25 protein-coding genes and 1 pseudogene are annotated in these 24,878 nt (G+C 51.6%); 11 read left to right on the top strand and 15 right to left on the bottom strand.

Annotated elements, in window-relative coordinates:
* Positions 1-70: 70 nt before the first annotated feature.
* Positions 71-787 (top strand): AzlC family ABC transporter permease, encoded by a 717-nt coding sequence (locus tag CpATCC19410_RS10655; protein WP_013242947.1) that lies wholly within the window; start codon positions 71-73, stop codon positions 785-787.
* On the top strand, positions 784-1,137 hold the full coding sequence (locus CpATCC19410_RS10650) for a branched-chain amino acid transporter permease (protein WP_013242946.1): 354 nt from the start codon (positions 784-786) through the stop codon (positions 1,135-1,137). The genes CpATCC19410_RS10655 and CpATCC19410_RS10650 overlap by 4 nt, the downstream gene beginning before the upstream one ends.
* A 70-nt stretch (positions 1,138-1,207) precedes the next feature.
* On the opposite strand, the gene CpATCC19410_RS10645 is transcribed toward CpATCC19410_RS10650, so the two are convergent.
* The 12 genes from CpATCC19410_RS10645 to CpATCC19410_RS10585 form a co-directional block, all read right to left on the bottom strand.
* Positions 1,208-1,522 carry a hypothetical protein gene (locus CpATCC19410_RS10645; RefSeq protein ID WP_013242945.1) on the bottom strand — a complete coding sequence of 105 codons (315 nt, stop codon included), beginning with the start codon at positions 1,520-1,522 and terminating at the stop codon, positions 1,208-1,210.
* Between the two features lie 23 nt (positions 1,523-1,545).
* Complete coding sequence (locus CpATCC19410_RS10640) at positions 1,546-2,514, bottom strand: bile acid:sodium symporter family protein (RefSeq protein WP_014401489.1); 969 nt, start codon at positions 2,512-2,514, stop codon at positions 1,546-1,548.
* 52 nt (positions 2,515-2,566) lie between these two features.
* Positions 2,567-2,917 (bottom strand): Rieske (2Fe-2S) protein, encoded by a 351-nt coding sequence (locus tag CpATCC19410_RS10635; protein WP_013242943.1) that lies wholly within the window; start codon positions 2,915-2,917, stop codon positions 2,567-2,569.
* Between the two features lie 173 nt (positions 2,918-3,090).
* The gene (gene trpA, locus CpATCC19410_RS10630) at positions 3,091-3,930 is read right to left on the bottom strand and encodes a tryptophan synthase subunit alpha (RefSeq protein ID WP_013242942.1); all 840 of its coding nucleotides are present in this window, start codon (positions 3,928-3,930) and stop codon (positions 3,091-3,093) included.
* Between the two features lie 2 nt (positions 3,931-3,932).
* A complete protein-coding gene (gene trpB, locus CpATCC19410_RS10625) occupies positions 3,933-5,183 on the bottom strand; it encodes a tryptophan synthase subunit beta (protein WP_013242941.1) in 1,251 nt (416 codons plus the stop codon).
* A 395-nt stretch (positions 5,184-5,578) separates the two neighbouring features.
* Positions 5,579-7,066, bottom strand: a complete 1,488-nt coding sequence (gene trpCF, locus CpATCC19410_RS10615) for a bifunctional indole-3-glycerol-phosphate synthase TrpC/phosphoribosylanthranilate isomerase TrpF (protein ID WP_013242940.1) — start codon at positions 7,064-7,066, stop codon at positions 5,579-5,581.
* Entirely contained in the window at positions 7,056-8,081 is a 1,026-nt protein-coding gene (gene trpD, locus CpATCC19410_RS10610) for an anthranilate phosphoribosyltransferase (protein WP_013242939.1), read from the bottom strand. Before trpD ends, trpCF begins: the two co-directional genes overlap by 11 nt.
* Before the next feature lie 44 nt (positions 8,082-8,125).
* Complete coding sequence (locus CpATCC19410_RS10605) at positions 8,126-8,773, bottom strand: anthranilate synthase component II (protein ID WP_014401487.1); 648 nt, start codon at positions 8,771-8,773, stop codon at positions 8,126-8,128.
* Complete coding sequence (locus CpATCC19410_RS10600) at positions 8,770-10,377, bottom strand: anthranilate synthase component 1 (RefSeq protein ID WP_014401486.1); 1,608 nt, start codon at positions 10,375-10,377, stop codon at positions 8,770-8,772. The genes CpATCC19410_RS10605 and CpATCC19410_RS10600 overlap by 4 nt, the downstream gene beginning before the upstream one ends.
* Positions 10,378-10,585: 208 nt before the next feature.
* On the bottom strand, positions 10,586-11,059 hold the full coding sequence (locus CpATCC19410_RS10595) for an SdpI family protein (RefSeq protein ID WP_013242936.1): 474 nt from the start codon (positions 11,057-11,059) through the stop codon (positions 10,586-10,588).
* A 49-nt stretch (positions 11,060-11,108) separates the two neighbouring features.
* The gene (crtI, locus tag CpATCC19410_RS10590) at positions 11,109-12,740 is read right to left on the bottom strand and encodes a phytoene desaturase family protein (protein ID WP_013242935.1); all 1,632 of its coding nucleotides are present in this window, start codon (positions 12,738-12,740) and stop codon (positions 11,109-11,111) included.
* 29 nt (positions 12,741-12,769) lie between these two features.
* Positions 12,770-13,963: a phytoene/squalene synthase family protein gene (locus tag CpATCC19410_RS10585; RefSeq protein WP_013242934.1), complete on the bottom strand. Its 1,194-nt coding sequence runs from the start codon at positions 13,961-13,963 to the stop codon at positions 12,770-12,772.
* Between the two features lie 572 nt (positions 13,964-14,535).
* On the opposite strand from CpATCC19410_RS10585, the gene CpATCC19410_RS10580 reads away from it, so the two are divergent.
* The 5 genes from CpATCC19410_RS10580 (at position 14,536) to CpATCC19410_RS10560 (ending at position 20,192) form a co-directional block, all read left to right on the top strand.
* A complete protein-coding gene (locus CpATCC19410_RS10580) occupies positions 14,536-15,855 on the top strand; it encodes a dicarboxylate/amino acid:cation symporter (RefSeq protein WP_013242933.1) in 1,320 nt (439 codons plus the stop codon).
* A gap of 140 nt (positions 15,856-15,995) precedes the next feature.
* Positions 15,996-16,910 carry a DUF4862 family protein gene (locus tag CpATCC19410_RS10575; protein WP_014401484.1) on the top strand — a complete coding sequence of 305 codons (915 nt, stop codon included), beginning with the start codon at positions 15,996-15,998 and terminating at the stop codon, positions 16,908-16,910.
* Between the two features lie 96 nt (positions 16,911-17,006).
* A complete protein-coding gene (locus tag CpATCC19410_RS10570) occupies positions 17,007-18,113 on the top strand; it encodes a DUF4272 domain-containing protein (RefSeq protein ID WP_013242931.1) in 1,107 nt (368 codons plus the stop codon).
* Between the two features lie 211 nt (positions 18,114-18,324).
* Positions 18,325-18,504 (top strand): YegP family protein, encoded by a 180-nt coding sequence (locus CpATCC19410_RS10565; RefSeq protein ID WP_013242930.1) that lies wholly within the window; start codon positions 18,325-18,327, stop codon positions 18,502-18,504.
* 194 nt (positions 18,505-18,698) lie between these two features.
* On the top strand, positions 18,699-20,192 hold the full coding sequence (locus tag CpATCC19410_RS10560; protein ID WP_013242929.1) for a DUF1846 domain-containing protein: 1,494 nt from the start codon (positions 18,699-18,701) through the stop codon (positions 20,190-20,192).
* A gap of 111 nt (positions 20,193-20,303) precedes the next feature.
* Here CpATCC19410_RS10560 and CpATCC19410_RS10555 read toward each other — a convergent pair whose 3' ends face one another.
* Positions 20,304-20,942, bottom strand: coding sequence for a hypothetical protein (locus CpATCC19410_RS10555; RefSeq protein ID WP_013242928.1), 639 nt, complete (start codon positions 20,940-20,942; stop codon positions 20,304-20,306).
* Positions 20,943-21,054: 112 nt separating this feature from the next.
* Between CpATCC19410_RS10555 and CpATCC19410_RS10550 the strand changes: the two are divergent.
* The 3 genes and pseudogenes from CpATCC19410_RS10550 to CpATCC19410_RS10540 all read left to right on the top strand — a co-directional run bounded on the left by CpATCC19410_RS10550 (position 21,055) and on the right by CpATCC19410_RS10540 (position 22,869).
* Positions 21,055-21,799: pseudogene (locus CpATCC19410_RS10550) on the top strand (aldose epimerase family protein).
* Positions 21,800-21,908: 109 nt separating this feature from the next.
* A complete protein-coding gene (locus tag CpATCC19410_RS10870; RefSeq protein WP_171010421.1) occupies positions 21,909-22,136 on the top strand; it encodes a hypothetical protein in 228 nt (75 codons plus the stop codon).
* A gap of 103 nt (positions 22,137-22,239) precedes the next feature.
* On the top strand, positions 22,240-22,869 hold the full coding sequence (locus CpATCC19410_RS10540; protein WP_014301058.1) for a CPBP family intramembrane glutamic endopeptidase: 630 nt from the start codon (positions 22,240-22,242) through the stop codon (positions 22,867-22,869).
* On the opposite strand, the gene CpATCC19410_RS10535 is transcribed toward CpATCC19410_RS10540, so the two are convergent.
* Positions 22,853-23,086, bottom strand: coding sequence for a hypothetical protein (locus tag CpATCC19410_RS10535; protein ID WP_013242925.1), 234 nt, complete (start codon positions 23,084-23,086; stop codon positions 22,853-22,855). The genes CpATCC19410_RS10540 and CpATCC19410_RS10535 overlap by 17 nt on opposite strands.
* Before the next feature lie 326 nt (positions 23,087-23,412).
* On the opposite strand from CpATCC19410_RS10535, the gene CpATCC19410_RS10530 reads away from it, so the two are divergent.
* Positions 23,413-23,832 (top strand): hypothetical protein, encoded by a 420-nt coding sequence (locus tag CpATCC19410_RS10530; RefSeq protein ID WP_013242924.1) that lies wholly within the window; start codon positions 23,413-23,415, stop codon positions 23,830-23,832.
* A 113-nt stretch (positions 23,833-23,945) separates the two neighbouring features.
* Here the strand turns inward: CpATCC19410_RS10530 and CpATCC19410_RS10525 are convergent, their stop codons facing one another.
* The gene (locus tag CpATCC19410_RS10525; protein ID WP_014401480.1) at positions 23,946-24,869 is read right to left on the bottom strand and encodes a dihydrodipicolinate synthase family protein; all 924 of its coding nucleotides are present in this window, start codon (positions 24,867-24,869) and stop codon (positions 23,946-23,948) included.
* Between the last annotated feature and the right edge of the window lie 9 nt (positions 24,870-24,878).

Here is a 24,878-nt window from a genome sequence, read left to right as displayed (position 1 = left end):
ACTCGGTTTCTTCTAGTCCTATCTCCTTGGTGTTCGCCTTTTGGGAGGAATATTAACAAAAGAGGTTGTGATGGTTTCACGTGAAACATCGTTCGAAATTCGCGCCGGGATTAAAGAATCTTGGGCCGTTGCCTTAGGGCTTATTCCCCTAGGCCTTGCTTTTGGTTTACTGGTGACGCAATCGGGATTTGCCTGGTGGTGGGCGCCAATCTTTTCCATTGTGATTTATGCAGGCTCAATGGAGTTTCTTGCGCTGACGCTTGTTACTGGTGGAGCGGGGCCTGTGTCCGCGGCGATCACAGCTTTTATGGTGAATTTCCGTCATATCTTTTATGGGCTCACGTACCCGCGTGACCGAATAAAATCGGTTATTGGCAGGGTGTATTCCACATATTCGCTTACTGACGAGGCCTATGCGATTGTCTCGGCTCGTCCAGAAGCTGGAAACATCTCCAGTAGTCGCTTGCTGACGATCCAAGTTTTTTGCCATGCTCTATGGGTGTTGTCGGGCGTTGCTGGGGCGCTAGCAGGTGCAGCCCTACCGCAAGGGATTCAAGGAATGGAGTTTGCTCTCACGGCGCTTTTTGTGGTTCTGGCTTGGGAATCATTCCGCAATAATCAAGATTGGTCATTGCCGTTTTTTGCCATTGTCTTATCCATAATTGCAGCACTGATTTCTACGCAGAAGATGCTCATCATTGCGCTCGTTGCTTATTTTCTCTTGCTGTTCGTGCGTAGTACTCAGCCACGCTTAGACGCTGCCCTGACCTGGAAGGTGAAGAAATGACACTTGCTCAGTTGGGTTTGCCCGATGGGGTCACACTTTCCTCTGTGCTTATCGTGCTTTTGCCAGCGGCTGTTATTACTTTTATGCTTCGGTGGCTTCCTTTTTCCGCGGTTAAGCTCCTTAAAGGCAGTGCGTTGATGTCCATGCTCGCGATAACCATGCCTGTGGGTGTGATGGTGGTGTTAGTTATGTACACGCTTTCTAATGCGCGAGGCGCTACGGGAGGCCTTCTTCCTGCGCTCATTGCCACAGCTGTGACGTTGCTTTTGCACTGGTGGCGGAAGGACTGTGGCTTATCCATCATCGGTGGAACAGTTTTCTATATGTTTTTGGTCAACCTGGTGTGGTGATCCTTTTCCGTCTTTAACACGCAAAAATCGGCTTTCCAGCACAAGTACAGATGTTGGGAAGCCGATTTTCTTAGTGTATCTCAGGGAATTTTGCTACTGCTTCAGACCAAAGCGCTTCAAATTCTTCTGATGATAAGTATGAGGCTTCAATGTCTGGAAAGTCTGCATAACTCTCTGGGTGTGGGACTGTGCTGTGTGGTGGTGCCGCCATTCCCACTACCGTTTTGCCACGAGCTGCCCCACAGACCGCATTGGCGGGATCTACTTCAAGAAGCCTGTGTAAAAGGCATTCGGTGGCGTTGATGGGTTCTAACTCTGCAATATGATTGCTTGTTCCTACGCCGGGGATAGACATTAGTGTCTGCACATAAAGATAAGAAGCCATAGGGTCTCCTGAAAGCAGTGGTTTTAGTTGAGGTTTTCTGGCAAGTTTCGAGCATAGCGGGAAGCGAGCCAGGAACACATCATGAGCTGTACCTGATGGAAGATCATCAGCGGAAGAATAAGCAGGCCTAGGTCTGCTCCCCCAAATATTACGGCGGCCATGGGCAGTCCAGACGCGAGAGATTTCTTTGTGCCACAAAATTGTATGGCGATCATATCCTCACGATTAAAGCCGAGCTTGTGTGCACTGAATTTGGTCAACCACAACATAAAAGTGACTAATGCGATCGAGAAAACAACAAGGAAAAGTACCTCCCACACCTTGACGGATGACCAGATTCCAGCGACGATTCCTGCGGAAAACGCAGAATAAACCACCATCGCAATGGATCCGCGATCTACAGATTTTGTTGCTTTATTTGCGGCAAAATCTTTAACCCACTTCTGCAGCAGTTGACCAAGAACAAAAGGCAGAAACAGTTGGATGGCAATATCCAGAAAAACTCCGGCGTCAATATACATTCCGCCCTCTGCGGTCATGAGCACTGCCACTAGCAAAGGGGTAGCAAAAACACCGATGAGATTGGACGCGGAAGCACTGACAATGGACCCTGCGACGTTTCCTCGTGCGATAGAGGCGAAAGCTACGGAAGACTGAACGGTGGAAGGAACCAGAGTGAGGTAAAGAATACCCATATAAATCTCACTGGAAGTGAGCATATCCAAAGGCTTGAGTGCTATGCCTATTAATGGGAACACAACAAACGTAAAAGCGAGGATTGTTAAGTGCAGCTTCCAGTTTTTCAGACCATCGAGGGCTTCTTTGGTGGAGAGTCGAGCTCCGTATAGGAAAAAGAGTAAAGCAATTGCAATCTTGGTTGCGATGGAAAAAGCATCGGCAAAACCGCCGCGGGCTGGAAAGAAAATTGCAATGATGACCGCCAACGCTATGAGAACGAGGAGTGGGTCAAGATTCTTGATTTTGGCGAGCATTCTTTGAGTTTAGATCGGAATGCTCGCAGTGTGGCTCTCAGTACAACAAATGTTAAGAGATCTTTGCTTTATCCCCGGATACTTCAAGAGGTTTTGCTACGAGCGGGTCTTTCGAGGGGCCTTGGACAACACCGCCATCTTTGATACTAAAGATTGAGCCGTGCTTTGGGCACTTCACGGTGTCTCCTTGAACAATCGTAATTTTTGCATGCTGATGGGGACAATCGGTGGAATATGCTTTGTATTCTCCCGCAGCCGGTTGAGCAATGATGAAATCATCGACTATGGTGGCGCCACCCACAGGTACGTCAGAAAGCGCTATTTCCTTGGCTTTAGTTTTATCGCCGCCGCAGGCTGCAAGCACAGCTCCCGCAAAAGTGGTTGCGATACCGAGCAGGAACATGCGCCTTGTACACCTGGGGCCTTGACTTGCTGAAGATGTGGAGTCATGGGTAGTCATGAAACCAGTATTACACCGAAAACGTGAAGCAGTCACTAATGGTCACGGGCTGCCTAGGTTGTAGGGGTGGAGGTTTCACGTGAAACCTCCGTTGTTTGACCTAGGAAGTTATAAGCTTATCTGCGAGTCGCCGCTTTCATTTCTGAGATGAAAGCGAAAATCTCCGATTGCAGTGCAGACATGTCATCGATTGTTGCGGGTGCAGGATGTTGGCCGATGCAGTGTCTTTCAATAATCGCAGTGATTGCGGATCCAGTGATTACTCCCCTGGCGCCGGCATCTATCGCTTCACGGACATGCTGAGGCGTGGAAATTCCGAACCCTAGAAGTACCGGCGCTCCGCCGAATTTATTGATGTTGTTTACTACATCGATGAGACCACTGGTGGAAGATTCTCGTTCCGTTCCGGTAACTCCATCACGAGAAATTGCATAGATGTATCCCTCGGAATGTGTTGCTACTGCATGGAGGGTCTCTTCAGACGCCTGTGCCGGGGCGATGAAAATGGGTGCGATTCTCGCTCTCTGTGCCGCTGCGATGAAGGCTCCCCCCTCCCTCACGGGAACGTCGGGAAGCAAAATGGAATCGGCGCCGGCTGCGGCAAATTCTTGATAGAAGCTATCTAGTCCACGGGTAAATGGAACGTTGCCATAAATCAAGAGGCCGATGGGTAGTTCGGGGAATTCTGAACGAATGTGAGAGATGAGCTTTAATGAGGAATCAACCGTTGCCCCATTATCCAGGGCGCGGAGATGAGAACGCTGAATGGTAGGCCCGTCAGCTACTGGGTCTGAGAATGGGATCCCAAGCTCAAGGGCGTCTGCGCCGGCACTGACGGCGGTACGGATGATTGATAATGATGCTTCAGGGGTGGGGTCTCCAAGCATGATGAAGGGAACAAAGGCACCCTCATTGGATTGTTCTAGCCGGGTAAAAAGATTGTGGTAACGGTTCATGATTAGTCCTTGAGGGAAAGCTCGGGGTTGGCAGCTAGAGTCTTGCGAATGTGATCGATGTCTTTATCGCCACGCCCTGAAAGGGAGACCAATATGGTGATATTCTTACCCTCATCCTCCGCGAGGGCAGCTCTTTTCAACGCATATGCGAGGGCGTGGCTGGACTCTAATGCTGGAATGATTCCCTCTTCACGGGAAAGTAATTGGAAGGCTTCAAGCGCCTCGGCATCTGTGATGGCCACATAGGTGGCTCGCCCAGACTGTGATAGGTGCGCGTGCTGTGGACCGACTCCGGGATAATCCAGCCCGGCGGAAATGGAATAGGATTCTTCCACTTGACCATCAGAATTTCGCATCAAATAGCTTTTGGCGCCGTGCAGGATACCGATACGTCCATTGTTAATGGTTGCACCGTGCTTTCCGGACGATAATCCCTCACCGCCGGGTTCCGCACCAACGAGTTCTACAGATGCATCCTCAATGAAGTCTGCAAACATACCTATTGCGTTGGAGCCTCCGCCCACGCAAGCAACCACAACATCCGGGAGTCCGCCGGTGCGCTCAAGCATCTGTGCTTTAGCTTCCTCTGAAATGACACGATGAAATTCTCGGACGATCGTGGGAAACGGATGAGGTCCGGCTGCCGTACCGAGCAGATAATGGGATTCGTGGAACGTTGCGGTCCAATCGCGCAGGGCCTCATTAACCGCATCTTTGAGTGTCCCGGAACCTGAATCTACGGACACCACAGTAGCTCCCATAAGCTCCATGCGATACACATTGGGCTGTTGACGTTCCACGTCTTTAGCTCCCATGTAAATGACGCATTCGAGGTTTAAAAGTGCGCATGCAAGGGCGGTTGCTGTCCCATGTTGCCCGGCACCAGTTTCTGCGATGATGCGCTTTTTACCCATCCTCTTAGCTAAAAGAGCCTGGCCGATAACTTGGTTTGTTTTATGTGCTCCACCGTGAACAAGGTCTTCGCGTTTAAGGAAGATGCGCGCATATCCCTTACCTTTTCCCTGTAAAGGTAGCTTGGAGCATTCCGTTAATGGAGTTGGTCTTCCCAAATAGTCTTTGAGATAGCCCGCTAGTTCTTTGTGAAAGTGTGGGTCTTCTTGGGCCTCGACAAAAGCTTTTTCAAGCTGATCAAGCGCTGGAAGGAGTGACTCGGGGACAAACTGTCCGCCGAACTCCCCAAAGTATGCAGGAAGGAGTGTTTGCTGAGTGGTTTTGTTGTAAGAAAGTGTCATTGTCTATCCTTTGATTGAGAATTTCGAGGTGCGATGTCATAGATCAACGTTTCACGTGAAACCGCACCATCGCTTTTTTACGCTTCGGTGTGATGCTGATTGGCACGGGAAATTCGATAGACTGCTGCCCGCTCCCCGTGGTGAGGAAAAGACGCTGATACAAGAGGAGAACATGGGACTTCCTTTGCGCGATAGGGATGTGATTGATCGCGGGCTCGTGGCCGGGGAGATACCCAAAAAGAAAAACGGCCCGCATGGTGCGGGCCAGAGAAATAGATAGCACTCGAGGGCCCGCCTAGTAAGCGCGCCACCACCAGATGTTTAGTGCATATCTCATAGGCAATAATCTAAACGTCTTTAGTGATGAGCGCAAGGGATGGGTGTGAAAAATTGGGCTAATAATGAAAATTCCGGATCTTGGAGAACGCTTGCCGTAGCAATCCGGAATCTTTCATCCCAGACCATGACCCAGCGGTGGATGGGTACTCGAAACCAGAATTGAGATCCAGGCCGGCACATCCTGCCTTTAAAGCTTCAGGAAGATTGTCGAGGTTAAGACCTCCTGCCAGGATCGCTTTAGGGGCTATATCTGGCGTGATTTTTTCCCAATTAAACGATGTTCCGGTGCCTCCAATGCCGGCGTCGAGAAGCAACATATCTACGTCATCCGTCAGTGCGGTAGCGGTGGCGGCTCCCTCTGGAAGTGTCATGGACACAGCTCTCCAGATGGAGACATCTTCCCTTCCCGCTTTTTGAAGCTCCCGACGGGCATTATCGATGAGCGCCCTCTCCCCTGCTATGGATCCCTGGTATGGGGCATGGATTTGGAGACTCGTAATTTCTGGAAGAAGTATTTCCTCCCATCCATGGTCGCGTCTGCTCACTGCAACGTAGTTCAGGTTGGGCTCCGCTGCAATGATTTTTTCGGCGGTTTCACGTGAAACATTGCGGGGGCTAGAGTCTTCAAAAATTAGCCCCCCGTGTGTTGCGCCAACTGCGCGAGCATTCTGCGCTGCGGAAGCCGTGGTGAGACCGCATACCTTATTGGTTCCGTAAACGAGTGAACGGGAGGCGGAGTCAATGTTGCTGTGGCTGGTGAGCTGGGAGCCCACAAGGAAAGCGTCGGAATGTCCAGCTAGTTGTCTAACGGTCTCATTTGTTTTGATGCCAGATTCTGATACTAATACGGCGTTTTCTGGAATGAGAGGCTCTAGCTGTGAGGAGCGGGAAAGGTCGATGCTGAGATCGTGTAGGTTGCGGTGATTAACGCCAAATATCTTAGCCCCGAGACGAATACCCCTTTTTACTTCTTCTTCGTTTATTACTTCGGTGAGCACATCGAGTCCGAGACGTTCGGCTTCGCTAGAAAGTGAGAGGTAGGTGGCGTCGTCAAGCACGCTAAGCATGAGCAAGACCGCGTCCGCGCCAAAGTAACGAGCAGCCTGAACCTGCACAGGGTCGACGATAAAGTCCTTGCATAAGACCGGCAAATGCGTGGAAGCCGCGACAGTGGCCAAGTGGTCGTAGTCGCCGTTGAACTTGTCGGGTTCACAAAGAACGGAAATTGCAGAAGCATATCGAGAATAAATGCGTGCAATATCTCCCGGGGAATAGTCGGTACGGATTGTGCCTAATGATGGTGATGCAGATTTGCATTCCATAATAAAGTGCGGTGCTCTGGTGGATGCGTTGGAATAAGCTTGACGACGCGAGGCTGCTCCCCCGTTGATAGAACCTCCAAGCGCCTGAAAAAGGGACTTTGTGGACCTCGGTAGCCGGAGCGGGTTTATATGTGAAATGCGCGCGCTGATCTCTTGGATGTGTGATCTTCGCGTATTAACGATTTCTTCTAGAACCGTGGGCATGGGCACATTATTTTGCATAATCGGCTTCCTCATGGGTCGCTAGCCATTGTTGTACGTGTCCGTCTTTAATCAGCTTTTTGGCTTTCTCGGTTCCTTCACGCAGAGATTCCACTAGATTTGCGGTATAGAAAATTGCTCCGGCAGTAGCTGCGATGGCATCCCTATGCGCGGGGTTTCCCTGGCCTGCAAACGTGGCACGCATCAAAGCAGCATTTTCCGCGCCGTCTCCACCCTCCAGCTCGGTAAGGTTATGGCGCTGGATTCCAAGTTCTTCTGGTGTGACTTCATAATTAGTGATGGTGCCGTGATCGAGTTCCCATACGGTGGTAGGGCCATGTACAGCGACCTCGTCTATGCCAGAGCCGTGGACTACCAGGGCTCGAGTACGCCCTAGGTTGCGGAATACCTTAGCGATGATGGGGCCAAGCGCGGGATTAGCAATGCCCATCAGCTGAAATTCGGGGCGCGCCGGAGAAAGTAGCGGTCCTAAGACATTAAAAAGAGTGGGGACTCTCAGAGCTTTTCGGACAGGTTGTACGTGAGCTACTGCCGGGTTGTAGGCCGGGGCGAAAAGAAATGTGAAATTAGAGGCTTGGAATTGTCGGACGGCACGGTCGGGGTCTAGATCTAGTGGAATGTTAAGCGCCTCTAAAACATCAGCTGATCCAGATTTGGAAGAGACTGAGCGGTTACCGCATTTGACCATTTGCACTCCCCCAGATGCTGCTACGAGAGAAGCTGCCGTGGTCACATTGATAGTATTTGCACCATCTCCTCCGGTGCCTGCGGTGTCCATTAATCCGGAACCTGTGATAGGGAAAGGTCGCCCTGCAGCGAGGAATGCATGTGCGGCCCCGGCAATATCTGCGTAGGTTTCACCGCGTGTGCGTATGGTGGCCAAGAGTGCTGCTATGTGGACATCGTCGTAGTCGCCAATTGTTAAGGGGGTAAAAACCTCTATGGCCTCTTCCACGGTGGGATGTGGAGTGTCAAAATACGCAATCAGTTTTTTCTTCGTGGTTTCACTGGTCATGATTGTCCTAATGTTTTTGTACCTAAGATTAACGTCACGTGACGTTAATTATGGTCCTTGACGTATTGGGAAAGATGGGCGATGCAGCGCTGTAAGATGATCGGTCCGGAAGGGCTTAATATTGACTCGGGATGAAATTGCAATCCCACAGCGGCATGTGCCCGTGCTTCGGCTGCCATTGCCACTGGCCCAATGAGTGAAGGGCAAGTGCCCAACACGGTTAATTCCTTTGGGGCTTCCGTGCATCCGAGGGAATGATAACGAGCTACGGGAACATGCTCACCCTTCTGGCTACCGGGAAAGCCGTCAACGGTCAGGCCGTGAAATATGGGGCTCTGCAAGCCTTGCTTATTCAGCTTCATAAGATCTGTGATTCCATGAACGGGGCCACATGCGCGGACATCTCCCCCAAAGTGCTCTAGGAGTGCCTGGAATCCTAGGCAAATGCCAAGGACTGGGATGTGGCCCAACGTTTGATCGATAAGTTCCATCATGCAACCTGCATCTCGAGGATGGCCAGGGCCTGGGGAAAGACAAATGATATCTGGCTTGGCTGCCAGAATCTCTTTTATCCCTACTGAGTTGCGGAAGACAGTGCAGCGATAGCCTGCGACAGCAAAGGCATCGAGCAGGTTATAAACAAAAGAGTCGTGGTTATCTAGAAGTACTACGTGAGTGTCGGTCGAGTTCATGAGCGGTTCACCTTTGGTTCTGCACTCTGTGCCGCGGCAAGGGCATTGAGTACTGCGTATGCTTTATGTAGGGTTTCATCGGCCTCTGCCTGTGGTAGGGAATCCCGCACTACCCCGGCTCCTGCCTGTACAACGGCAGTGCCATTATGGATAAAAGCGGAGCGAATAACTATGCAGGTGTCCATTGCTCCGTCACCGCGTAGATAACCGATGGCTCCTCCATAGGATCCCCTCCGTCGGCGCTCAACACCGCGAAGTAATTCTATTGCGCGCAATTTAGGTGCACCGCTGAGCGTTCCCATGTTCATGCAGGCTCGGTAGGCGTCGATAGCATCAAAATCCGGATGTAGGATGGCACTCACTCTGCTGACAAGATGCATCACCCGCGAGTATTTATCCACGCTTAGAAGCTCGGAAACTTTCCTTGTTGCAGGAACCGCTACTCTGGCTAAATCATTGCGCGCAAGATCAACCAACATAGTATGTTCTGCAATTTCCTTCGCGTTGGTCCGCATATCCAGCTCTAATCGGACATCTAACTCGTGGTTAACGCTGCCGTCAGGATTGAGACCCCGAGGTCGGGTGCCGGCGATTGGGTATAGCTGAATCTTCCGTGTTGTTGCATCGAATTTTAAATTAGACTCGGGTGATGCCCCGATAATCTCATAGGTCTTATCGGAAATTTCATTATCATTGTGCGCAATATTGTTTGTTGCTAGCTGTCCTCGCACGTAGAACATATATGGGCTTGGGTTGGATTGCCGAAGTTTAAGATACGCTGCGTAAGCGTTATTGCACGATACAGAGAATGATCGCGCCGGGACTACCTGGTAGACGTCGCCGCTATGAATGCTCTTTTTGAGTTCCTCTACATGCGCACAAAATTGCGAGTCGCTCGTACTGGTCTGCACGTGCAGATCCTTCACCCTTGCAACTTCATCTACAACCGAAGCTGATACGTCATCAGAAATCTTCTTTGTTAGTAGATTAAGTCGACTGTTCAGATTGTCTGCGTCAATATCCACAGCCTCGATAAAGGCCTCACGTTTAAGGTGATCGATAATAAGCAGAGTCTCTGCCACTAGGAATTGATAATCCGGATAAGCATTCTCCCCTGCCCCAACTGGTGGTAGAATCTCAAAAGTTTCCACATAGTCAAAGGCAAAGCCGCCGGAAAGCATGGGTAGTTCTTTTCCTCTGTATCCAGCCGCAAGTTGGAGCTTTCGGAGTACTTCTGCATTGCTTATACCCGTTAAGCGTTCACGCTCATCAGACTCGTGAGCCTTAGTGAAAACAAAGGTTGCTTCCCCATTTTGGTCTCGTTCTGTTAAGTGTTCTGCAAGCTGTTCACACAAACGATCAGTGATTTTATGTCCAGTGGGGGTCAGCGGAGTTGCAGTGACTGTTTGACCGGAACACGTAACGCACACCGCTCCAGTGAGGGTAGCGATGCACATCGTATTTCTTTTGGATTCTACGTCCGCAGATTCCAACAGCACGGAATGGGAAGTGGTCGTTCCTCCCAACTCTGCAAAGAGTGCGGCGGCGTCCTCGTGGTAGCGAACTGACCGTCTATCAACGTGAAAAATAGTGTGTGTAGTCATAGTGCCTTTGCATTTCTCGGGTAATTTCTCCCGCCGCGGGCCTTGTGACTAGAGCTTATAGATATAAAAAAGCCCGCTTGGGAATTTTCAAGCGAGCTTTGGGATGCACAATTGCGTAGCTCGCTGCTATGCGAGCCACCACCAATGTGCATTCATGTTCTTCATAAAATTGAACCATACGCATGCGCCTGAGCGAGCGCAAGGTTAATTAGTTATCGGAAGCCTGCGCTGCACGTCGTAATGCTTCCAGATCGGGAGTAAAGCTTGTCGACGTCTGCGTCTCATCCTCTACGTCCGCTGATCCCCCCGCACTGCAGCACGTGGACTCTGAGGCGGCTATGGCATCGGCTTGGGCGTCGAGAAGCGATGCCGCACGCGCGCCCACATTAGCCCCAATGCTCACAAATAAGATGCCTGCGAGGACGGCAATGATGGACATGAGGTGCAACCATCCAGAAGGCGCAAAACACAAGGTTGCGGCGATACCAACAGCAATACCGCCGACAACCCATAGGGGTCCGGCGACTTGATGTGCGGTGGTCCATAGCTCTTGAGTTTTACGTACCTCGGGTACCCGAATCCCCACGTATGAATTTCCGGGAAGGCGGCGTGTCCATGCCAAGGCGCCGATGATGATAAGGGCGATAGCTATGATGGCCAAAAGCGTGCCGACTACAGTCATGCCGATCACTGTAGTCGGGGTTTGCTTATTGGTTAAATAGCTAGGGGATCTACATCGAAGTTTGTTGTGGATCGAGGGGTTCCGATAGTGGTCCAGCGCTGGTGTCGTCTCTGAGTCGCTTAATCACGTTTTCAGCAGAAATAAGGCACATCGGAATACCAACTCCTGGGACAGTAGTTGCCCCCGCGTAATACAGATTTTTTACCTTTTGAGACACATTGCGTCCTCGGAAAAATGCAGATTGTCTCAGCGTATGTGCCGGTCCGATGGATCCACCGAGCCATGCGTGATAGCGATCTGCGAAATCGGCAGGACCAATCGTTTTTTGTACAACAATGCGCGAGGATAAATCAGGTATACCCGCCTTATGCGCAATAGATTCGATGGCGTGATCGGCAATAGTGCGTACTGCCGTGGACTCGGCGCTCCCGTAGGCGTTGCCATGCCCAATATCTAGCTGTGCTGAGACCGGAATCAAAATAAAAAGATTCTCGTGACCCGGAGGTGCTACGTGTGGGTCTGTGTGTGAAGGCTTGGACACATAGATAGATTCCGAGGCTACACCGTGAGCATCGGCGTGAAACACGGCGTCAAAATCGGTCGACCAGTCTTTGCTAAAAAATAAATTGTGATGTTTAAGCTGCGGTAATGATCCTTTGACTCCCGCTAGTACCACTACTGTGCCCACGCCGGGATTGCGGCGGGAAAAATAGTCGGCATCATAGCTACGGAGGTGTTGTGGCAAAAGCTGCGTCTCAGTGTGATGCAAATCGGCACAGGAGACCACGATGTCTGCTTGAAGATGCTCTTTCGAACCATCGTTTCTCTTTATCAACACCCCAGTGGCCTGTGCGAGTTTTTCGTGCTGAGTTAGTCCACGGTTCATGCTGTGTGTAGTGATCTCTAGAACGTCGGTATTAAAAAGGAAACGAGCGTCTCTGTTGAGTGCATGGCGATATATTGCCTCCATAACACCGGCAAATCCGTTAGCCGGGTACCTCACTCCCTGGACGATGTCGGTATGGCTCATAAGGTGATATATCGACGGTGCTTCTTCTGGTCGGGAGGAAAGAAAGACAGCGGGATAAGACAAAATTTGCCTTAAACGGTGATCTTGAAAACGCTTGTTCACCATCGTGTGAAGGGACTGCGTGAGCAGTTTGATCAAGATATGGAGACGCCTAAGAACATCCCGGTGCAAAAACGGCCGGAGAGACGTGAAATTGGTATAAAGAAAACGATCTACAGCAATGCGATAAGTGGTGCTTGCGCTGGCAAGATGCTGATAAAGTTTCACCCCCGCTCCAGGCTCTACCGATTCAAAATAGTTTGCTAGCGCAGTGGGATCGCTGGAGACGTCGATACGCTCGGCCGCCTGTGATGGGTTATTTTCTGCAAAAAGCCGATACGCTGGCTGTAACTCTTCGAGTGTATATTCCTGTTCGACGGCGCTACCAAGCAACGCAAAGAAATGCTCAAATGCGTCGGGCATGAGATACCACGATGGGCCAGTATCCCAACGGAAACCTTTGTAATAAAGGTCTCCGGCGCGTCCCCCGATCCCCTCATTTTTTTCCACAACCGTTACCGAGTATCCCTCGCACGAGAGTAATGCAGCAGTGGCTAAACCCGCGGCGCCTGCTCCGATAACGATGGCTTTTTTAGAGGGGATAATCGGCATCTTTATCTTTCCAATCGAGCGGCGGGTTTTTAAGAGGTAAGACGCGTGTTTGCTAACGGATGAAACTTCCGGGCTTTAATAAGAGCGCGCGCCATGATTTTCATTTTTGTGAGGAGGGGGACGCTCGCGCGATTCTTCATAATCTCAGCTGCGCTCGTTGCCTCAAGGATATTGGTTAGTTCGGTGAATAATTCTGCAGCAGCTGTTACTCCTGCCTTGGCGGAATCTGGCAAGAGCGGTATGGCTTGAAAGGCAGCTGTTAGATCTGTGCGAATATCCGCAATGATTGTTTGTTTAAAAGAATCGGTGAGGAGACTGGGAGCGCCGGGAAAATAATGTCGCCCCAGGTGAGTTGAGTCCTCTTGCCAATCGCGGAGAAAATTTACTTTTTGGAACGCCGCCCCCAGAGCGCGTGCACCCTCGCCCATGATGTCGAGTTCCTTCTGGGAATAGGAGTATGTGCGTTGATCAGCGTCCTGCGAGCGTGAGCTGGGGCGTTTTACCAAGAAAGCAGATAGACACATGAGGCCGATAACTTCAGCGGAGCCATAGATGTAACCGTGATAGTCCTCGTCTGTAGTGCATTCACCGCTAGTGATATCTCTGCGCATAGAAGCGAAAAAGGCGCGTACATGTTCTTGCTTAAACTGACACCGACGAGCGGAAATGGCATAGGCGTGCATCACAGGATCTACGTGCAGTCTCTGAGTGGGGGCTAGAATCACCTCGCGCTCGTAGTGTGTGAGAAGCTTTGCAGTCTGTATTGGGGTAAGGCCTGCTGCGCGGGCGGTGCCATCAACGATCTCATCTGCCGTGCGCACCATGGCATAGAGGTTTCGGATGTCGGTGCGTAACTCCGGTTCAAGGACATAAGTGGCAAAAGAGAAGCTGGTGGAATAAGAAGTGATAACTTTTTCGGCAGCTTTGATCGACATCTGATCAAAGTTTTCAAGTGTAGTAGCGTCCGGAGATTTCTCATTCAAAGTTCTGTTCGGGATCGTGGAGATACCTTCACAAGGAACCTTTATCCCCTTCTTTGCTGAGGTTTCTTCACAAAATTTTTTCAGGGCTGTGAACGTCCCTAAAAACACTGTCGCGGCTAACTTACGTCGGTGGCGGGAGGGGGAAGCTTCCCCCTCTACGGGTTTTTGAGATGATGGCAAAGTTAGGGGTTTGAGTGCTTGTAAGTGGTGATAAATTTTTCGGAGGGGCCAACGAGGCATGGATGGCTCCTTCCTGTGAAACGCTACTTTTGTTCTCCGTCCTGGGATCCCTTTAAGGGTCCTGGGGTCTCTTTAAGGGTATAGCAAAGCTATAGCGCTTTCTTATTGTGTATGCGAAGTCTGTATGTGTTCCTGGCTGCTGGCGTACGGTCCATTGATAAATGCGGCATATTTCTAGCTTCTCGGTCCGGCTGAATACTTTGCCGGCCGGGTGCCGTGGAAGCGTTGGCAAGTTTAAAATTTTTTCAAGCTAGCATGTTGCGACGTATGGCCCACGTTCCCTCATGTGAGGGGAATGGCGGAAGTCTATGTTTCACGTGAAACCTGGAAAAACCGAAAAGCGCTAGATGGGGCAACGCAGCTTTTTTGAAAATTTACATAAAAGTGGCAGGTGGATGGAATTTTGCGCGATTTTCTGCAACGACACTGAGGAAAAATTTTGATATATGAGACCTATGGAAAATATGAATTCCATCGGTAACCGCGTAAGTTAGTTCACAACCCAGGCGGCACGCCAGTCGCGCAGGGAACAGTATGTCCCTCGTACCTCCTTCCATAGTGTAGGCAAACTTATGAACATAAAGCGTCTTTCTTCCTCGCTGCTGTTCAGGATTATCGTGGCGATCATCCTGGGCATTGTGTGCAGCTTTTTCTTCCCTGACGGGGTAGCTCGAATTTTTGTGACCTTCAATGGCCTCTTTGGAAATTTCTTGGGGTTCTTCATTCCGGTTCTGATCTTCTCGCTCATTACTCCTGCCATTGCAGGTCTTGGGCGTGGCGCCGGTAAGTGGCTAGCGATTACCACTGGAATTGCTTATTGTTCTGCGCTCGTCTCTGGTCTGATTTCCTGGGGTGTGGCCAATTCCGTTTATCCGAAGCTTTTGGCCGGTCAGCACAATGTGCAGGCGTCTGATATTGAAGAAGGCGCTTTGTCTCCTTATATCAGCGTGGAAATGCCTGCCCCGATGCCCGTGATGACTGCCTTAATTCTCGCCTTTGTGGTGGGCGTAGCTATGACTTCGGTTAAGTCCGACACGCTTTATTCTGGCGTGGCAGATTTGCGTCGCGTGGTGATGAAGGTTATCTCCTCCTTTATCGTTCCGCTGCTGCCTATCTATATCTTTGGCATGTTCCTTTCCCTGGGGATGAACGGAAATCTTGCCAATGTTCTCACGGCCTTTGCCAAGGTCTTGGTTCTGGCGATCTTTATGAGTTTTGTGCTTCTTGTCCTGCAATTCTTCTTTGCGGGTGCCATTGCCGGAAAGAACCCGCTGAGCTCCCTTAAGAACATGATGCCGGCTTACTTTACGGCTCTGGGTACGTCATCTTCCGCTGCGACTATCCCCGTGACCTACGAGTCTTCCCTGAAAAATGGTGTGAGCAAGTCGGTGGCGGGCTTTGTAATTCCATTGTGCGCGACTATCCATTTGTCCGGCTCAATGATGAAAATTACGTTGTTCGCGTTTGCCATCATGTTTATGAACGGTATGGATATTCCTTTAGCAACCGCACTCGGGTTCATTTTGATGTTGGGCGTTACGATGGTCGCAGCGCCGGGCGTTCCCGGCGGTGCAATCATGGCTGCGGTTGGGCTTTTGTCCTCCAGCCTTGGGTTTAATGATGACCAAGTGGCTCTCATGATCGCTGCTTATATTGCTATTGATTCCTTCGGCACTGCTTGTAACGTTACTGGTGACGGTGCTATTGCGATGGTGGTGGATAAATTTGCAAAGGGATCTATCTCCCGCCACGATCTGGACGACGCTGATGATCTTGGTCTTGCGGCAGCCATTGCGGGCATTGACTCTAAGGAGCCTGTGCAGGAACTTGCGGACGATGCCGCAGGCAATAGCGTATCCGCTACTGGGGTGGAGTCTGCTAGGAAGAGCTAAGCGTAAAATTTCTCCTGTTAAATAAAGGGCTGGGCTGGCCGTGTGTGGTTGGCCCGGCCCTTTATTATGCGTGGTAATCATCTCTAAAAAATTTGACATCAGACGTCCTACGTCTTTGGTTTCTCAACTAAAATGTGGGTATGGCAATTGAGGAAACTACGCGTCGCTTTGTAGTGGGCGCTTATGCGGCAGTGCCTTCTGCAAGAGACGAACAAGAGCAGTTTTATGCAGGACTGGCTGACCGGGGAATCGCATCCGCTCTGGAAATTCCTTTTCGGGAAGACCTCTTTGACCCCATTGAATGGCAGGCGGAACACTTTACCCACAGATTTGAGGATTCAGTTCTCACGTTGATCCCGGGAACAATGCAACGTTTAGGGTCCTCCCCCACTTTTGGTCTTGCCTCTCCTGTCGCCGAAGGAAGGCAAGCAGCTATTGATCATGCGTTGATAGCTGTGGAGAGAGCCCATCGGCTCAATGATCTCACTGGCCAACGAACCATATCTACGCTCCATGTACATTCTGCGCCTTCCGTGACTGCTCAAGAAGACGCGTTTGCGCAGTCGCTGAGTGAACTCAAGGATCGCGGATTGGGATTGGATCTGGTGATTGAGCATTGCGATGCGTATGTGCCGGAATACCCCGGGGAGAAACGCTTTTTGACCCTTGAAACAGAGGCCCGCATTGCCCGGGAGTTAGGGCTAAGGGTGACCGTCAACTGGGGACGTAGCGTCATTGAGAGTCGAGATGCTGGCCGTCCACGTGAGCACGTCGAAAAGCTCGTTGCTGCTGGGGTACTTGGGGGCGTGATGATTTCTGGTGCCGGCGGCGAGGATAGCGTTTATGGTCCTGGCTGGGCGGATACTCATCTGCCGTTGGTGGAGACCGAACCGGTTTCCTGGCTGACCCCTGATCGGGTTGTTGAATGCGTGGAAGCGGCACGAGGACATGCTTCCTACTACGGCGTCAAAGTACAGGTACCGCCAACAAGCAGCGTTTCTGAACGGTTGGATATTTTGGAGCGGACAAAAGAAGTTATGAGCTTAATAAATTAGTCCCTCGCGGCGCGACACCCAGAAGACGGTGGCAATGGCTAGAATCCGTATATTTTCACTGTCTTTGTGCGTTATCGTCTGGTCTCTGAGGAACTTATGAAATTCATCGCTTATTCTGCACAAAATACTCCCCTGACTGGCGGTCCCGAGCCGCGTCCGTTGTATGCCGGAACCCCGGAATCGAGGGCATTGCGCGAGGAATTTCTTAACGCGGCGGGCGATCTTAATCAGCGTATAGCGGATGACCCATCCATCGATCCTTTTGCTATGCGGCAATTTATGAGCCAATTAGGACGAAGCCTCACTCGCTATGATTTCGAGGATTTTCCCGCGGACGCCGAAGCATGGGCAGCCGGGGCTAGCGTGCTGTTCTTGGACGAGCACGGGGAGCTTTACGACGTCCACCGTCGCAAGGTTCTTTCCGGGGAAGCCCCTGCCGCGATCCTTAATGCTCGTGCATTAGATCGTGCACAATCTATTCGAAATACGCTGTCTAAACAGGGATTTTTGGTGGACTCCACGGCTATTCCTGTTCCGGACGTTGCGGAAATGCTGTTACCAGCAGCCAGTGACGTTGTGGATCGCGTTATTTGCCTTGCGGTGCTTGTAGATAGTGCTCGAGAACTGTGGCGTGGAAAGAACCCTGACATGCAGGCTATTGCCGATCGCTATGACTTGGCTTTGGTCACCCTCACCGACTCTGAACAACGCCTTTTTGAATTATTTGCTCGTATTGCCCCACTTGATAAAGAACAGCGGCAATCGGGAATGGCAGCAGTGGCGGAGGTCCTGGATCAGGCGGTTGTTGTGGAAACCCTGGCGTGGTGTGTGGGTCTGCTTGGCGATGACGATATTCCTGCGGATCGCATTGGTACTGCTCATGCGCATCCCATTAACTTGGTTAATCCCAAGGCCTTGTTTGTGCCTAAGCGCCTTCTCTCTCGTTCCCTTGAGGAGCTGTATCAAACGGCAAGCTATCGGACCCTGGAGGAAATCTGTGTGGCGCATGAATATGTCAGCTCCCTAGATCGACTTGCTCTGGCGCAGCGTGAGGCCTTGGCGGATGGCGAGAGCATTGCGGGTGAGCTTTTGCAGGAAGCTCAAGTGGCAACAGTGCGCATGCGAGCTTTGGCCTTTGCCTGGCTTACCCTGCCTTATGCTTCGTGGGATGAGCTGGTGGATCGTTCCAATCGTTTGGCCTAACTCCTAGGTGTGGAGAAAGCGTTAATTTCTTGTGTCGGAGGCTGCTTGCGGGGGTTACCAGCGGGGCTGCTTGCGGGGCTGCTTGCGGGGGTTACCTGGTTCTATAAAAGATAAATGAAAGATAGTCTTTTACTGAGAAGGGGTTTCTTATGGGGTTTAGCGTGGGAGAATTTAATCATTCGCACCTTGCATACGATGAAAGGATGACCCCATGGCTGGAACATTCGAAGTATATGAAGATAGGTCCGGTAAATTCCGCTTTCGACTAAAGGCCGGAAACGGTGAGATCGTTGCCAGCGGAGAGGCCTATGAGTCTAAAGCGAGCGCTATTAAGGGTACGGAAGCAGTACAACGTGCCGCAGCAGGGGCAAAACTGAAAGACTTGACCTAGTCCCCTTGGGTCGTCGTTTCCCCTGAAATATGCGGTGGCTAGCGGCAATAAGAACGTTTTGGAGGCTTCGCCTGTGGCATTGAGCTACGGCGAGGCCTCTGCTGTGTGAATTAATGTGAATTAGGACATAAGGATAACTCCGATGATCTGCCGGAATCGCGGCAGAGTTTATGATCTTGCTACGATGAGGTTCCATGGTTAATAGGATCGGCTTCGACCGCGAAAAATACATCGAGATGCAGTCCCAACACATCAGGGAGCGACGGGAAGCTCTCGGCGGGAAGCTGTATCTGGAGATGGGCGGCAAGCTTTTCGACGACATGCATGCCTCCCGTGTCCTTCCGGGATTCACTCCAGACAACAAGATTGCGATGCTTGACCGCATCAAAGATGAAGTAGAGATCCTTGTATGCATCAATGCCAAGGACCTGGAGCGCCACAAGATTCGTGCCGATCTCGGTATTTCCTACGAGGAAGATGTCCTGCGGCTGGTAGACGTCTTCCGGGATCGCGGCTTCCTGGCAGAACACGTAGTGCTTACTCAATTGGAAGACGGGAATCGCCTTGCCCTTGCTTTTATAGAGCGGCTAGAGCGTTTGGGGATCAAGGTATCCAAGCACCGGGTTATTCCTGGGTACCCCATGGACACCGATCGTATCGTCTCCGAAGAAGGGTTCGGACTCAACGAGTACGCGGATACCACGCGGGACTTAGTTGTGGTTACCGCGCCGGGACCTGGCTCGGGAAAGCTTGCAACGTGTCTTTCGCAGGTATATCACGAGCATAAGCGCGGTGTTCAGGCCGGATACGCCAAATTTGAGACCTTCCCCATTTGGAATCTTCCGCTGGAACATCCCGTTAACCTGGCCTACGAGGCCGCCACGGTGGATCTTAACGATGCCAATATCATTGATCCCTTCCACCTCGCTGCCTATGGAGAACAAACCGTCAACTACAACCGTGACGTGGAAGCGTTCCCCCTACTTAAGACATTGCTAGAGCGCTTGCTGGGCAAGAGCCCCTATGAGTCTCCTACGGATATGGGAGTCAATATGGCGGGTAAGTGCATTTCTGATGATAGTGCGTGCCGGGAAGCTTCTGAGCAAGAGATTATCCGCCGGTACTTCAAAGCGCTCGTGGATGAAGCTCGCGCGGGATCTGACTCTCTCCAGTCAGACCGTGCTGCGGTGGTCATGGCTAAAGCTGGCATCAAATCCGATGCGCGCGTTGTTGTACAGCCTGCCAGTGCCGTTGCAGAACACACCTCGCTCCCCGGATGCGCTATCGAGCTTCCTAGCGGGCAGATAGTCACTGGGGCAACGTCTGATTTATTAGGCTGCTCCTCCTCAATGCTGCTCAATGCATTGAAAGTATTGGCCGGGATTGATGATGAAGTCCACCTCCTCTCCCCCGATGCGATTGAACCTATTCAGACGCTGAAGACGCATCATTTGGGTAGTGCTAATCCTCGCCTGCATACAGATGAGGTCTTAATTGCCCTATCTGTTTCTGCAGCCACGGATCAGAATGCCCAGAAGGCCCTTGATCAGCTGAAGAATTTACGGGGCTGCGACGTCCACACCACCACCATCCTAGGATCTGTGGATGAGGGGATTTTCCGTAATTTGGGAGTCTTGGTCACCTCGGATCCCAAGTTCCAAAAGAATAAGCTGTACCAAAAGCGCTAACTTTTCTTGAGGTTCCCCTACAGATGCGTTTTCTTCTGAGGGGGTAAAAGAAACACAATGAGATTGTGCACAATGATCGTGCGCAATCTCATTGTCATTAAATAGAGGTGGTTATTGGAGAGGGCCCATCTCCATGATTGACTTCCACATCTGCCATTCCGGGTCGGAAGTGTCCCGGCGGGTCTCTGTAGGAGTGATGATGGTGCCGTCTTCAAAGAAGAGTCCCCCATGCCCTGTGGCCCCATAGCGGACAACGGGAATTAGATTCATGCCGTCAAAGGAAAGTCGGGCATTGGGGCGTACGTCGTATCCGGCGATGGCTGCTAGAGTTGGCGCGACGTCAAGGCTGGATACCAGCTCCGAACACTCCCATGAGTTATCGGCATTCTTGGTATGAGGAAGGTTGGAATCTGTAACTCCTGGCCAATGCAGTGACATGGCGATCTGTTCCTTGTCCTCGGGATGTCCGACGAAAAAGATAGCGCGTTTGGAGGCTAATGCCTCCGCGATGAGGGTGCCGTCGATAGCTGCGCGTTCAATGACGGGGATCCCCGGGAGAGAGAAGTCGTCGGTGACGTCGTCGATAAGCGATGCAAAACGTGTGAGGGGATTCCGTTGGGGATATTGCCCGGTAAGAAGCGCGACTCGTGCGGCGCGATAATCGGTGGAGGGGGCGAATGCTCTGCTGAAACGGAGACCTGGGAGGGACTGAGTGCTGAGTACACGGCCGGTAACTACGGCAATATTCATACCTTCTAGTCTGCCATGTTCCTACCCTGTCCGTGCCGCGCTGATGGGAAACATAGTTTCACGTGAAACATGGACTGTTTTTGCTTGATGCCTGGCAGTAGGCTGAGGGGTTATGACGACAACTTTTAACATGCCCGAAGATCGCGGCCACCTTATCTCTGCCAGTACCTCTGCCTGCGGTGAAATACTCTTTATGTCCAGCATTCCAGATATGGCGTTGGGGGGTTCCATTCGTGGTGGTGTGCCCATTATTGCTCCGTGGTTTGGCAAACTTATGGGGCACAAGGAGCTGCAACATGGATGGGCGCGCCGGCAGAAATGGGAGGTGCTAGAGACCTCGGGTGGGCTCGACGCTCGAATGAGTCATGATGATTGGGACTTGCGTTTGGCAGTCCAGTCGACGCCGCGAGGTTTTGCCATGATGCTGAAATGTAGAAACGCCTCAAGCGTTTGCCGGAAGCTTCAGTTGGCGTTCCATCCATATTTTTATGTCTCTGACGTTCTTGATACCATCGTGACCGCCCCCGGTGAGACCTTTACTACGGACGGTGGTTTGTTGGAGGAATTTCGCCTCTCCGCTCCCACGCCTCTGCTTATCGATGACGGCCAGCGTCTCATCACCGTTAAAGGGCAAGGGACTGATCACCGTTAAAGGGCAAGGGACTGATCACTTTATTGTGTGGAACCCTGGCGAGAAACTGGCGAGTGAGATGTCCGATATGGGCACTGGGGAATGGCGAAACTTTGTCTGTGTAGAGCCCGCTCTCCTAGGGGAAGACTCCTAAGGGGTTTCGGTGGCGCCGTGGGATTGGGTACAGATTGGTATGACTGTGCAGGTTGAAGCGATTTCTAGGTGAATGTCTGGCTGGGCGGTGTGATCTTGTGTGAAACTTTCATGCCACGCTGGATATAAACGCGCGCGAACTGCGATTTAGCCGCTTGGTTGGTTTCAAACCTGAGCCGCCAATGTTCCAACCCGATTCGGGTTTCGTCTCGGTAGACGCACCTATCTATGAGGGAGACATTGTTGAGATCAGAGACCCTCGTGGCGGCATTGAAAACTTTCGCCCTCGCGTCATTGGTAGGTGTGAGTCCGATGCCGGAGCCGAGGAACATTGCGGAGCAAAACTTGTCCGTGGTTACGAGCGTCGAAAACCGTCGTATACTTTAAACGACAATTTCTCTCGGCAGTAGTAAAGACCGAGGGATTCGCGCCCGAAGAAGGAGAAAACAGAGCGCATGACATCACCAACCCCCTCGGCGAACTCGACCGTGCCGCAACCTTACCCGACAGATTGTGATCAGCGTGATTGTCGTCGCGCTCTACTTTTTTGGCTCGATAGCTCTCCCCTCCTTGGTGAGCCCGGAGTGGGGTGAGCGGGCGAACCAGCTGGGAATCATTGGATCCGCCGTCATCGGTGTCATTCTTTTCCGTGATCGCATTGCCGCGGGCTTCCGCAACCTTAAAGGCCAGTGGCTGAAGTTTATCCTGATAACAGTAATCCTACTGTTCGTGCAGTCCGGCATCATCGCTCTGGGAAAGAAACTCTTTGGTGGGTTCGGGTCTTCCGAGAACCAGGCGGGAGTGGAACAAGCTCTGGGCGGAGGGAACGAACTTTTGCTGAATGTCTTGATTCTTGCGCTTTTTGCCCCGATCATCGAGGAGCTCGTCTTCCGTGAGGCCTTCATTGGGTGGGCACGTGGCAAGGTGGCCATCACTATCGCGGCAATCGTCTCGAGCGTCGCGTTCGTTGTGCTGCACGCCTCCGAAAGCCCGGAGGCGATGCTGCTCTACGTCCCCGGCACCCTTTCCCTGCTCGCCGTGTACCTCATTTTTAGAAAGAACATCGCGGCCGCGATGCTGGCCCATATCTTTAACAACTCGCTTTCGGCGATTGGACTCTTGGCTGTCAGCGTGATGGGTTAATTACCAGGACCTTAGCCAATCCTCTTCGCGGGAGGCGGGCCAGCGGTACATCTCGGTGCCCAACATCCTTAAGATCATCGAGCCACTGTTCCTTAACGGGGTGAAAGAGGGGTAGGGCACAACCTTTGGCGGTCTCAAGAAGCTGGCCAAGCTCTTGGACCGCCTTCTGCACATCAAGGTCTTCGACCTCGGATGAGGGGAAGGTAGGCTGGTGCATTTCCTGCCAATTGTCTGCAGGATTTTAAAAATAAATCTATATATTTTTCCGGAGACCTGGCAGCTTTCTTCCAGGAAAAGTCCAGCTTTATGTGTTGGGGCAAGCGGAAAATGGCTTATTCCGTTTGATTTTATTTTTCAAATAAATAGAAATCTATTATTTTTGCGTCGATTCTGGCAATTTCACAGGAAAATGTACAGGTTTTAGAGGTGTACGTAATGCGGAAGTCTGGTTAGGGTGTTCTTACTTGCAAAAATTTCAATTACTGCGAGTTCCAAAAAAGTAGAAGAACAGGCCCAGATTTTGGTCAGAAAGGTTTTTGATTTATGAGAAAGCTCACCGCCATCGCACCTGCCGCTCTTGCTCTAGGCATCGCATTCGGAATCCCTGCCACCGCCATGGCCGCTGATGCTAGCGATGATGCTCCTACCACCACCATTGCTACTCGTGAAGAGCAGGTTAAAGGACAGATCGGTAATACTACACCAGACTTCAAGAGAGAGGTCGGGCCTGAAGGCAATTCCTACATTCATAGCTATGGTTACAAGTTCTACGGAACTCAGAAGTCTGCCGACGCAATTAATGCCTGGATTAAAGGAGAACCCTTCTCCCCCACCGGAGAAACTGAACTGGGCACCCAGACACTGACATTGCCCTCAGGACGTGTGGTCCAACCTGGTGAAATTGTTGTTCTTGACGTCGATGGACAGAACTTCAGCGTAGTAGGTAACGCTACTGTTAAATAAGACTTAAGAATAGAACGGCTCACCGCCTTCCTGCCTGCTATCTGTGTGGAATCTTCAGGCACGAAGGCGGTGAGCTTGTTTTCCGGTTTCCGCCCGGTGAAGGGCGGAGCTTATCAGTCCAGCAAACCTGCGGTGCGTAGGATTGCTGCGATGTCTTCACGAGACTCGGCGTCGTCGATAGGCGCGAGTGGTGCAGACATCAAGTTTGAAGAGAACACGCCCATGAGTTCCAGGGCAGTCTTGAACGATCCAACGCCGGCAGCCGGCCCGACCTTGCCACGGGGCTGGAAGACGATTTCAAAGAGTGCGGCGAGACGATCCTGCTCTTTGCGCACGGTCTCCCACTCGCCGGACTGGGCTGCCTTCCACATGCGAACATATCCCGCAGGATCGACGTTGCCCAGACCGGGGACACAGCCGTCGGCACCTGCGATGAAGGACCCGTCTACAACTGCCTCGTGGCCAGTCAGCAGGGTCAACGGCGAGCCAGCCGCCTTGTTGAGCATGACCAAGCGGCGGAAGGAAACATCATCACCGGAGGAATCCTTCACGCCCGCCAAGACGCCGTCCTTGCCAAGTTTGACCAGCATTTCTGAGGGCAGCTTGGAGTACACGCACACGGGGATGTCATAAGCAATAATGGGGAGGTCGGTGGCCTCTGCGATAGTGCGGAAATGTGCTTCGATCTCGTTGGGGCCACAGATGGCATAGAAGGGTGCCGTGACCACTACGGCGTCTACGCCAGCTGCCTCTGCCTGACGGACATGTTCGATCACGCGATTAGCCTGGGTGTCAATTACCCCGGCGTACACAGGAACGCGGCCTTTGGCTAGCTTCACAATTTCCCTGATCACAATGCCGCGATCCTCATCGCTGAGGAAAGCGACTTCTCCGGAAGAACCTAGGGCAAACAAACCGTCAACACCAGCATCGATGAGGTGTTCAACGAGGCGAGCTAGTGATTCAAGATCAAGGCTGCGGTCTGCATGTAGGGGCGTAAGAACTGGGGGGACGATGCCGGAAACGATGGAAGACATGGTAAAACT

Origin of the sequence: Corynebacterium pseudotuberculosis (assembly GCF_002155265.1) — a bacterium.
GTDB classification, from domain to species: domain Bacteria; phylum Actinomycetota; class Actinomycetes; order Mycobacteriales; family Mycobacteriaceae; genus Corynebacterium; species Corynebacterium pseudotuberculosis.
This window is presented reverse-complemented; position numbering and strand designations above follow the sequence as displayed.

Excerpts from the sequence above, each read along its gene's own strand:
- CpATCC19410_RS10565 (WP_013242930.1), top strand. The coding sequence starts at position 18,325 with ATGGCTGGAACATTCGAAGTATATGAAGATAGGTCCGGTAAATTCCGC.
- CpATCC19410_RS10570 (WP_013242931.1), top strand. The coding sequence starts at position 17,007 with ATGAAATTCATCGCTTATTCTGCACAAAATACTCCCCTGACTGGCGGT.
- CpATCC19410_RS10535 (WP_013242925.1), bottom strand. The coding sequence starts at position 23,086 with ATGCACCAGCCTACCTTCCCCTCATCCGAGGTCGAAGACCTTGATGTG.
- trpB (WP_013242941.1), bottom strand. The coding sequence starts at position 5,183 with ATGACACTTTCTTACAACAAAACCACTCAGCAAACACTCCTTCCTGCA.
- CpATCC19410_RS10605 (WP_014401487.1), bottom strand. The coding sequence starts at position 8,773 with ATGAACTCGACCGACACTCACGTAGTACTTCTAGATAACCACGACTCT.
- CpATCC19410_RS10870 (WP_171010421.1), top strand. The coding sequence starts at position 21,909 with ATGTTCCAACCCGATTCGGGTTTCGTCTCGGTAGACGCACCTATCTAT.
- CpATCC19410_RS10640 (WP_014401489.1), bottom strand. The coding sequence starts at position 2,514 with ATGCTCGCCAAAATCAAGAATCTTGACCCACTCCTCGTTCTCATAGCG.
- trpD (WP_013242939.1), bottom strand. The coding sequence starts at position 8,081 with ATGACCAGTGAAACCACGAAGAAAAAACTGATTGCGTATTTTGACACT.
- CpATCC19410_RS10525 (WP_014401480.1), bottom strand. The coding sequence starts at position 24,869 with ATGTCTTCCATCGTTTCCGGCATCGTCCCCCCAGTTCTTACGCCCCTA.
- CpATCC19410_RS10555 (WP_013242928.1), bottom strand. The coding sequence starts at position 20,942 with ATGAATATTGCCGTAGTTACCGGCCGTGTACTCAGCACTCAGTCCCTC.
- CpATCC19410_RS10575 (WP_014401484.1), top strand. The coding sequence starts at position 15,996 with ATGGCAATTGAGGAAACTACGCGTCGCTTTGTAGTGGGCGCTTATGCG.
- CpATCC19410_RS10560 (WP_013242929.1), top strand. The coding sequence starts at position 18,699 with ATGGTTAATAGGATCGGCTTCGACCGCGAAAAATACATCGAGATGCAG.
- CpATCC19410_RS10580 (WP_013242933.1), top strand. The coding sequence starts at position 14,536 with ATGAACATAAAGCGTCTTTCTTCCTCGCTGCTGTTCAGGATTATCGTG.
- CpATCC19410_RS10635 (WP_013242943.1), bottom strand. The coding sequence starts at position 2,917 with ATGTTCCTGCTCGGTATCGCAACCACTTTTGCGGGAGCTGTGCTTGCA.
- CpATCC19410_RS10595 (WP_013242936.1), bottom strand. The coding sequence starts at position 11,059 with ATGACTGTAGTCGGCACGCTTTTGGCCATCATAGCTATCGCCCTTATC.
- crtI (WP_013242935.1), bottom strand. The coding sequence starts at position 12,740 with ATGCCGATTATCCCCTCTAAAAAAGCCATCGTTATCGGAGCAGGCGCC.
- CpATCC19410_RS10530 (WP_013242924.1), top strand. The coding sequence starts at position 23,413 with ATGAGAAAGCTCACCGCCATCGCACCTGCCGCTCTTGCTCTAGGCATC.
- trpCF (WP_013242940.1), bottom strand. The coding sequence starts at position 7,066 with ATGCAAAATAATGTGCCCATGCCCACGGTTCTAGAAGAAATCGTTAAT.
- CpATCC19410_RS10585 (WP_013242934.1), bottom strand. The coding sequence starts at position 13,963 with ATGCCTCGTTGGCCCCTCCGAAAAATTTATCACCACTTACAAGCACTC.
- CpATCC19410_RS10655 (WP_013242947.1), top strand. The coding sequence starts at position 71 with ATGGTTTCACGTGAAACATCGTTCGAAATTCGCGCCGGGATTAAAGAA.
- CpATCC19410_RS10650 (WP_013242946.1), top strand. The coding sequence starts at position 784 with ATGACACTTGCTCAGTTGGGTTTGCCCGATGGGGTCACACTTTCCTCT.
- CpATCC19410_RS10600 (WP_014401486.1), bottom strand. The coding sequence starts at position 10,377 with ATGACTACACACACTATTTTTCACGTTGATAGACGGTCAGTTCGCTAC.
- trpA (WP_013242942.1), bottom strand. The coding sequence starts at position 3,930 with ATGAACCGTTACCACAATCTTTTTACCCGGCTAGAACAATCCAATGAG.
- CpATCC19410_RS10645 (WP_013242945.1), bottom strand. The coding sequence starts at position 1,522 with ATGGCTTCTTATCTTTATGTGCAGACACTAATGTCTATCCCCGGCGTA.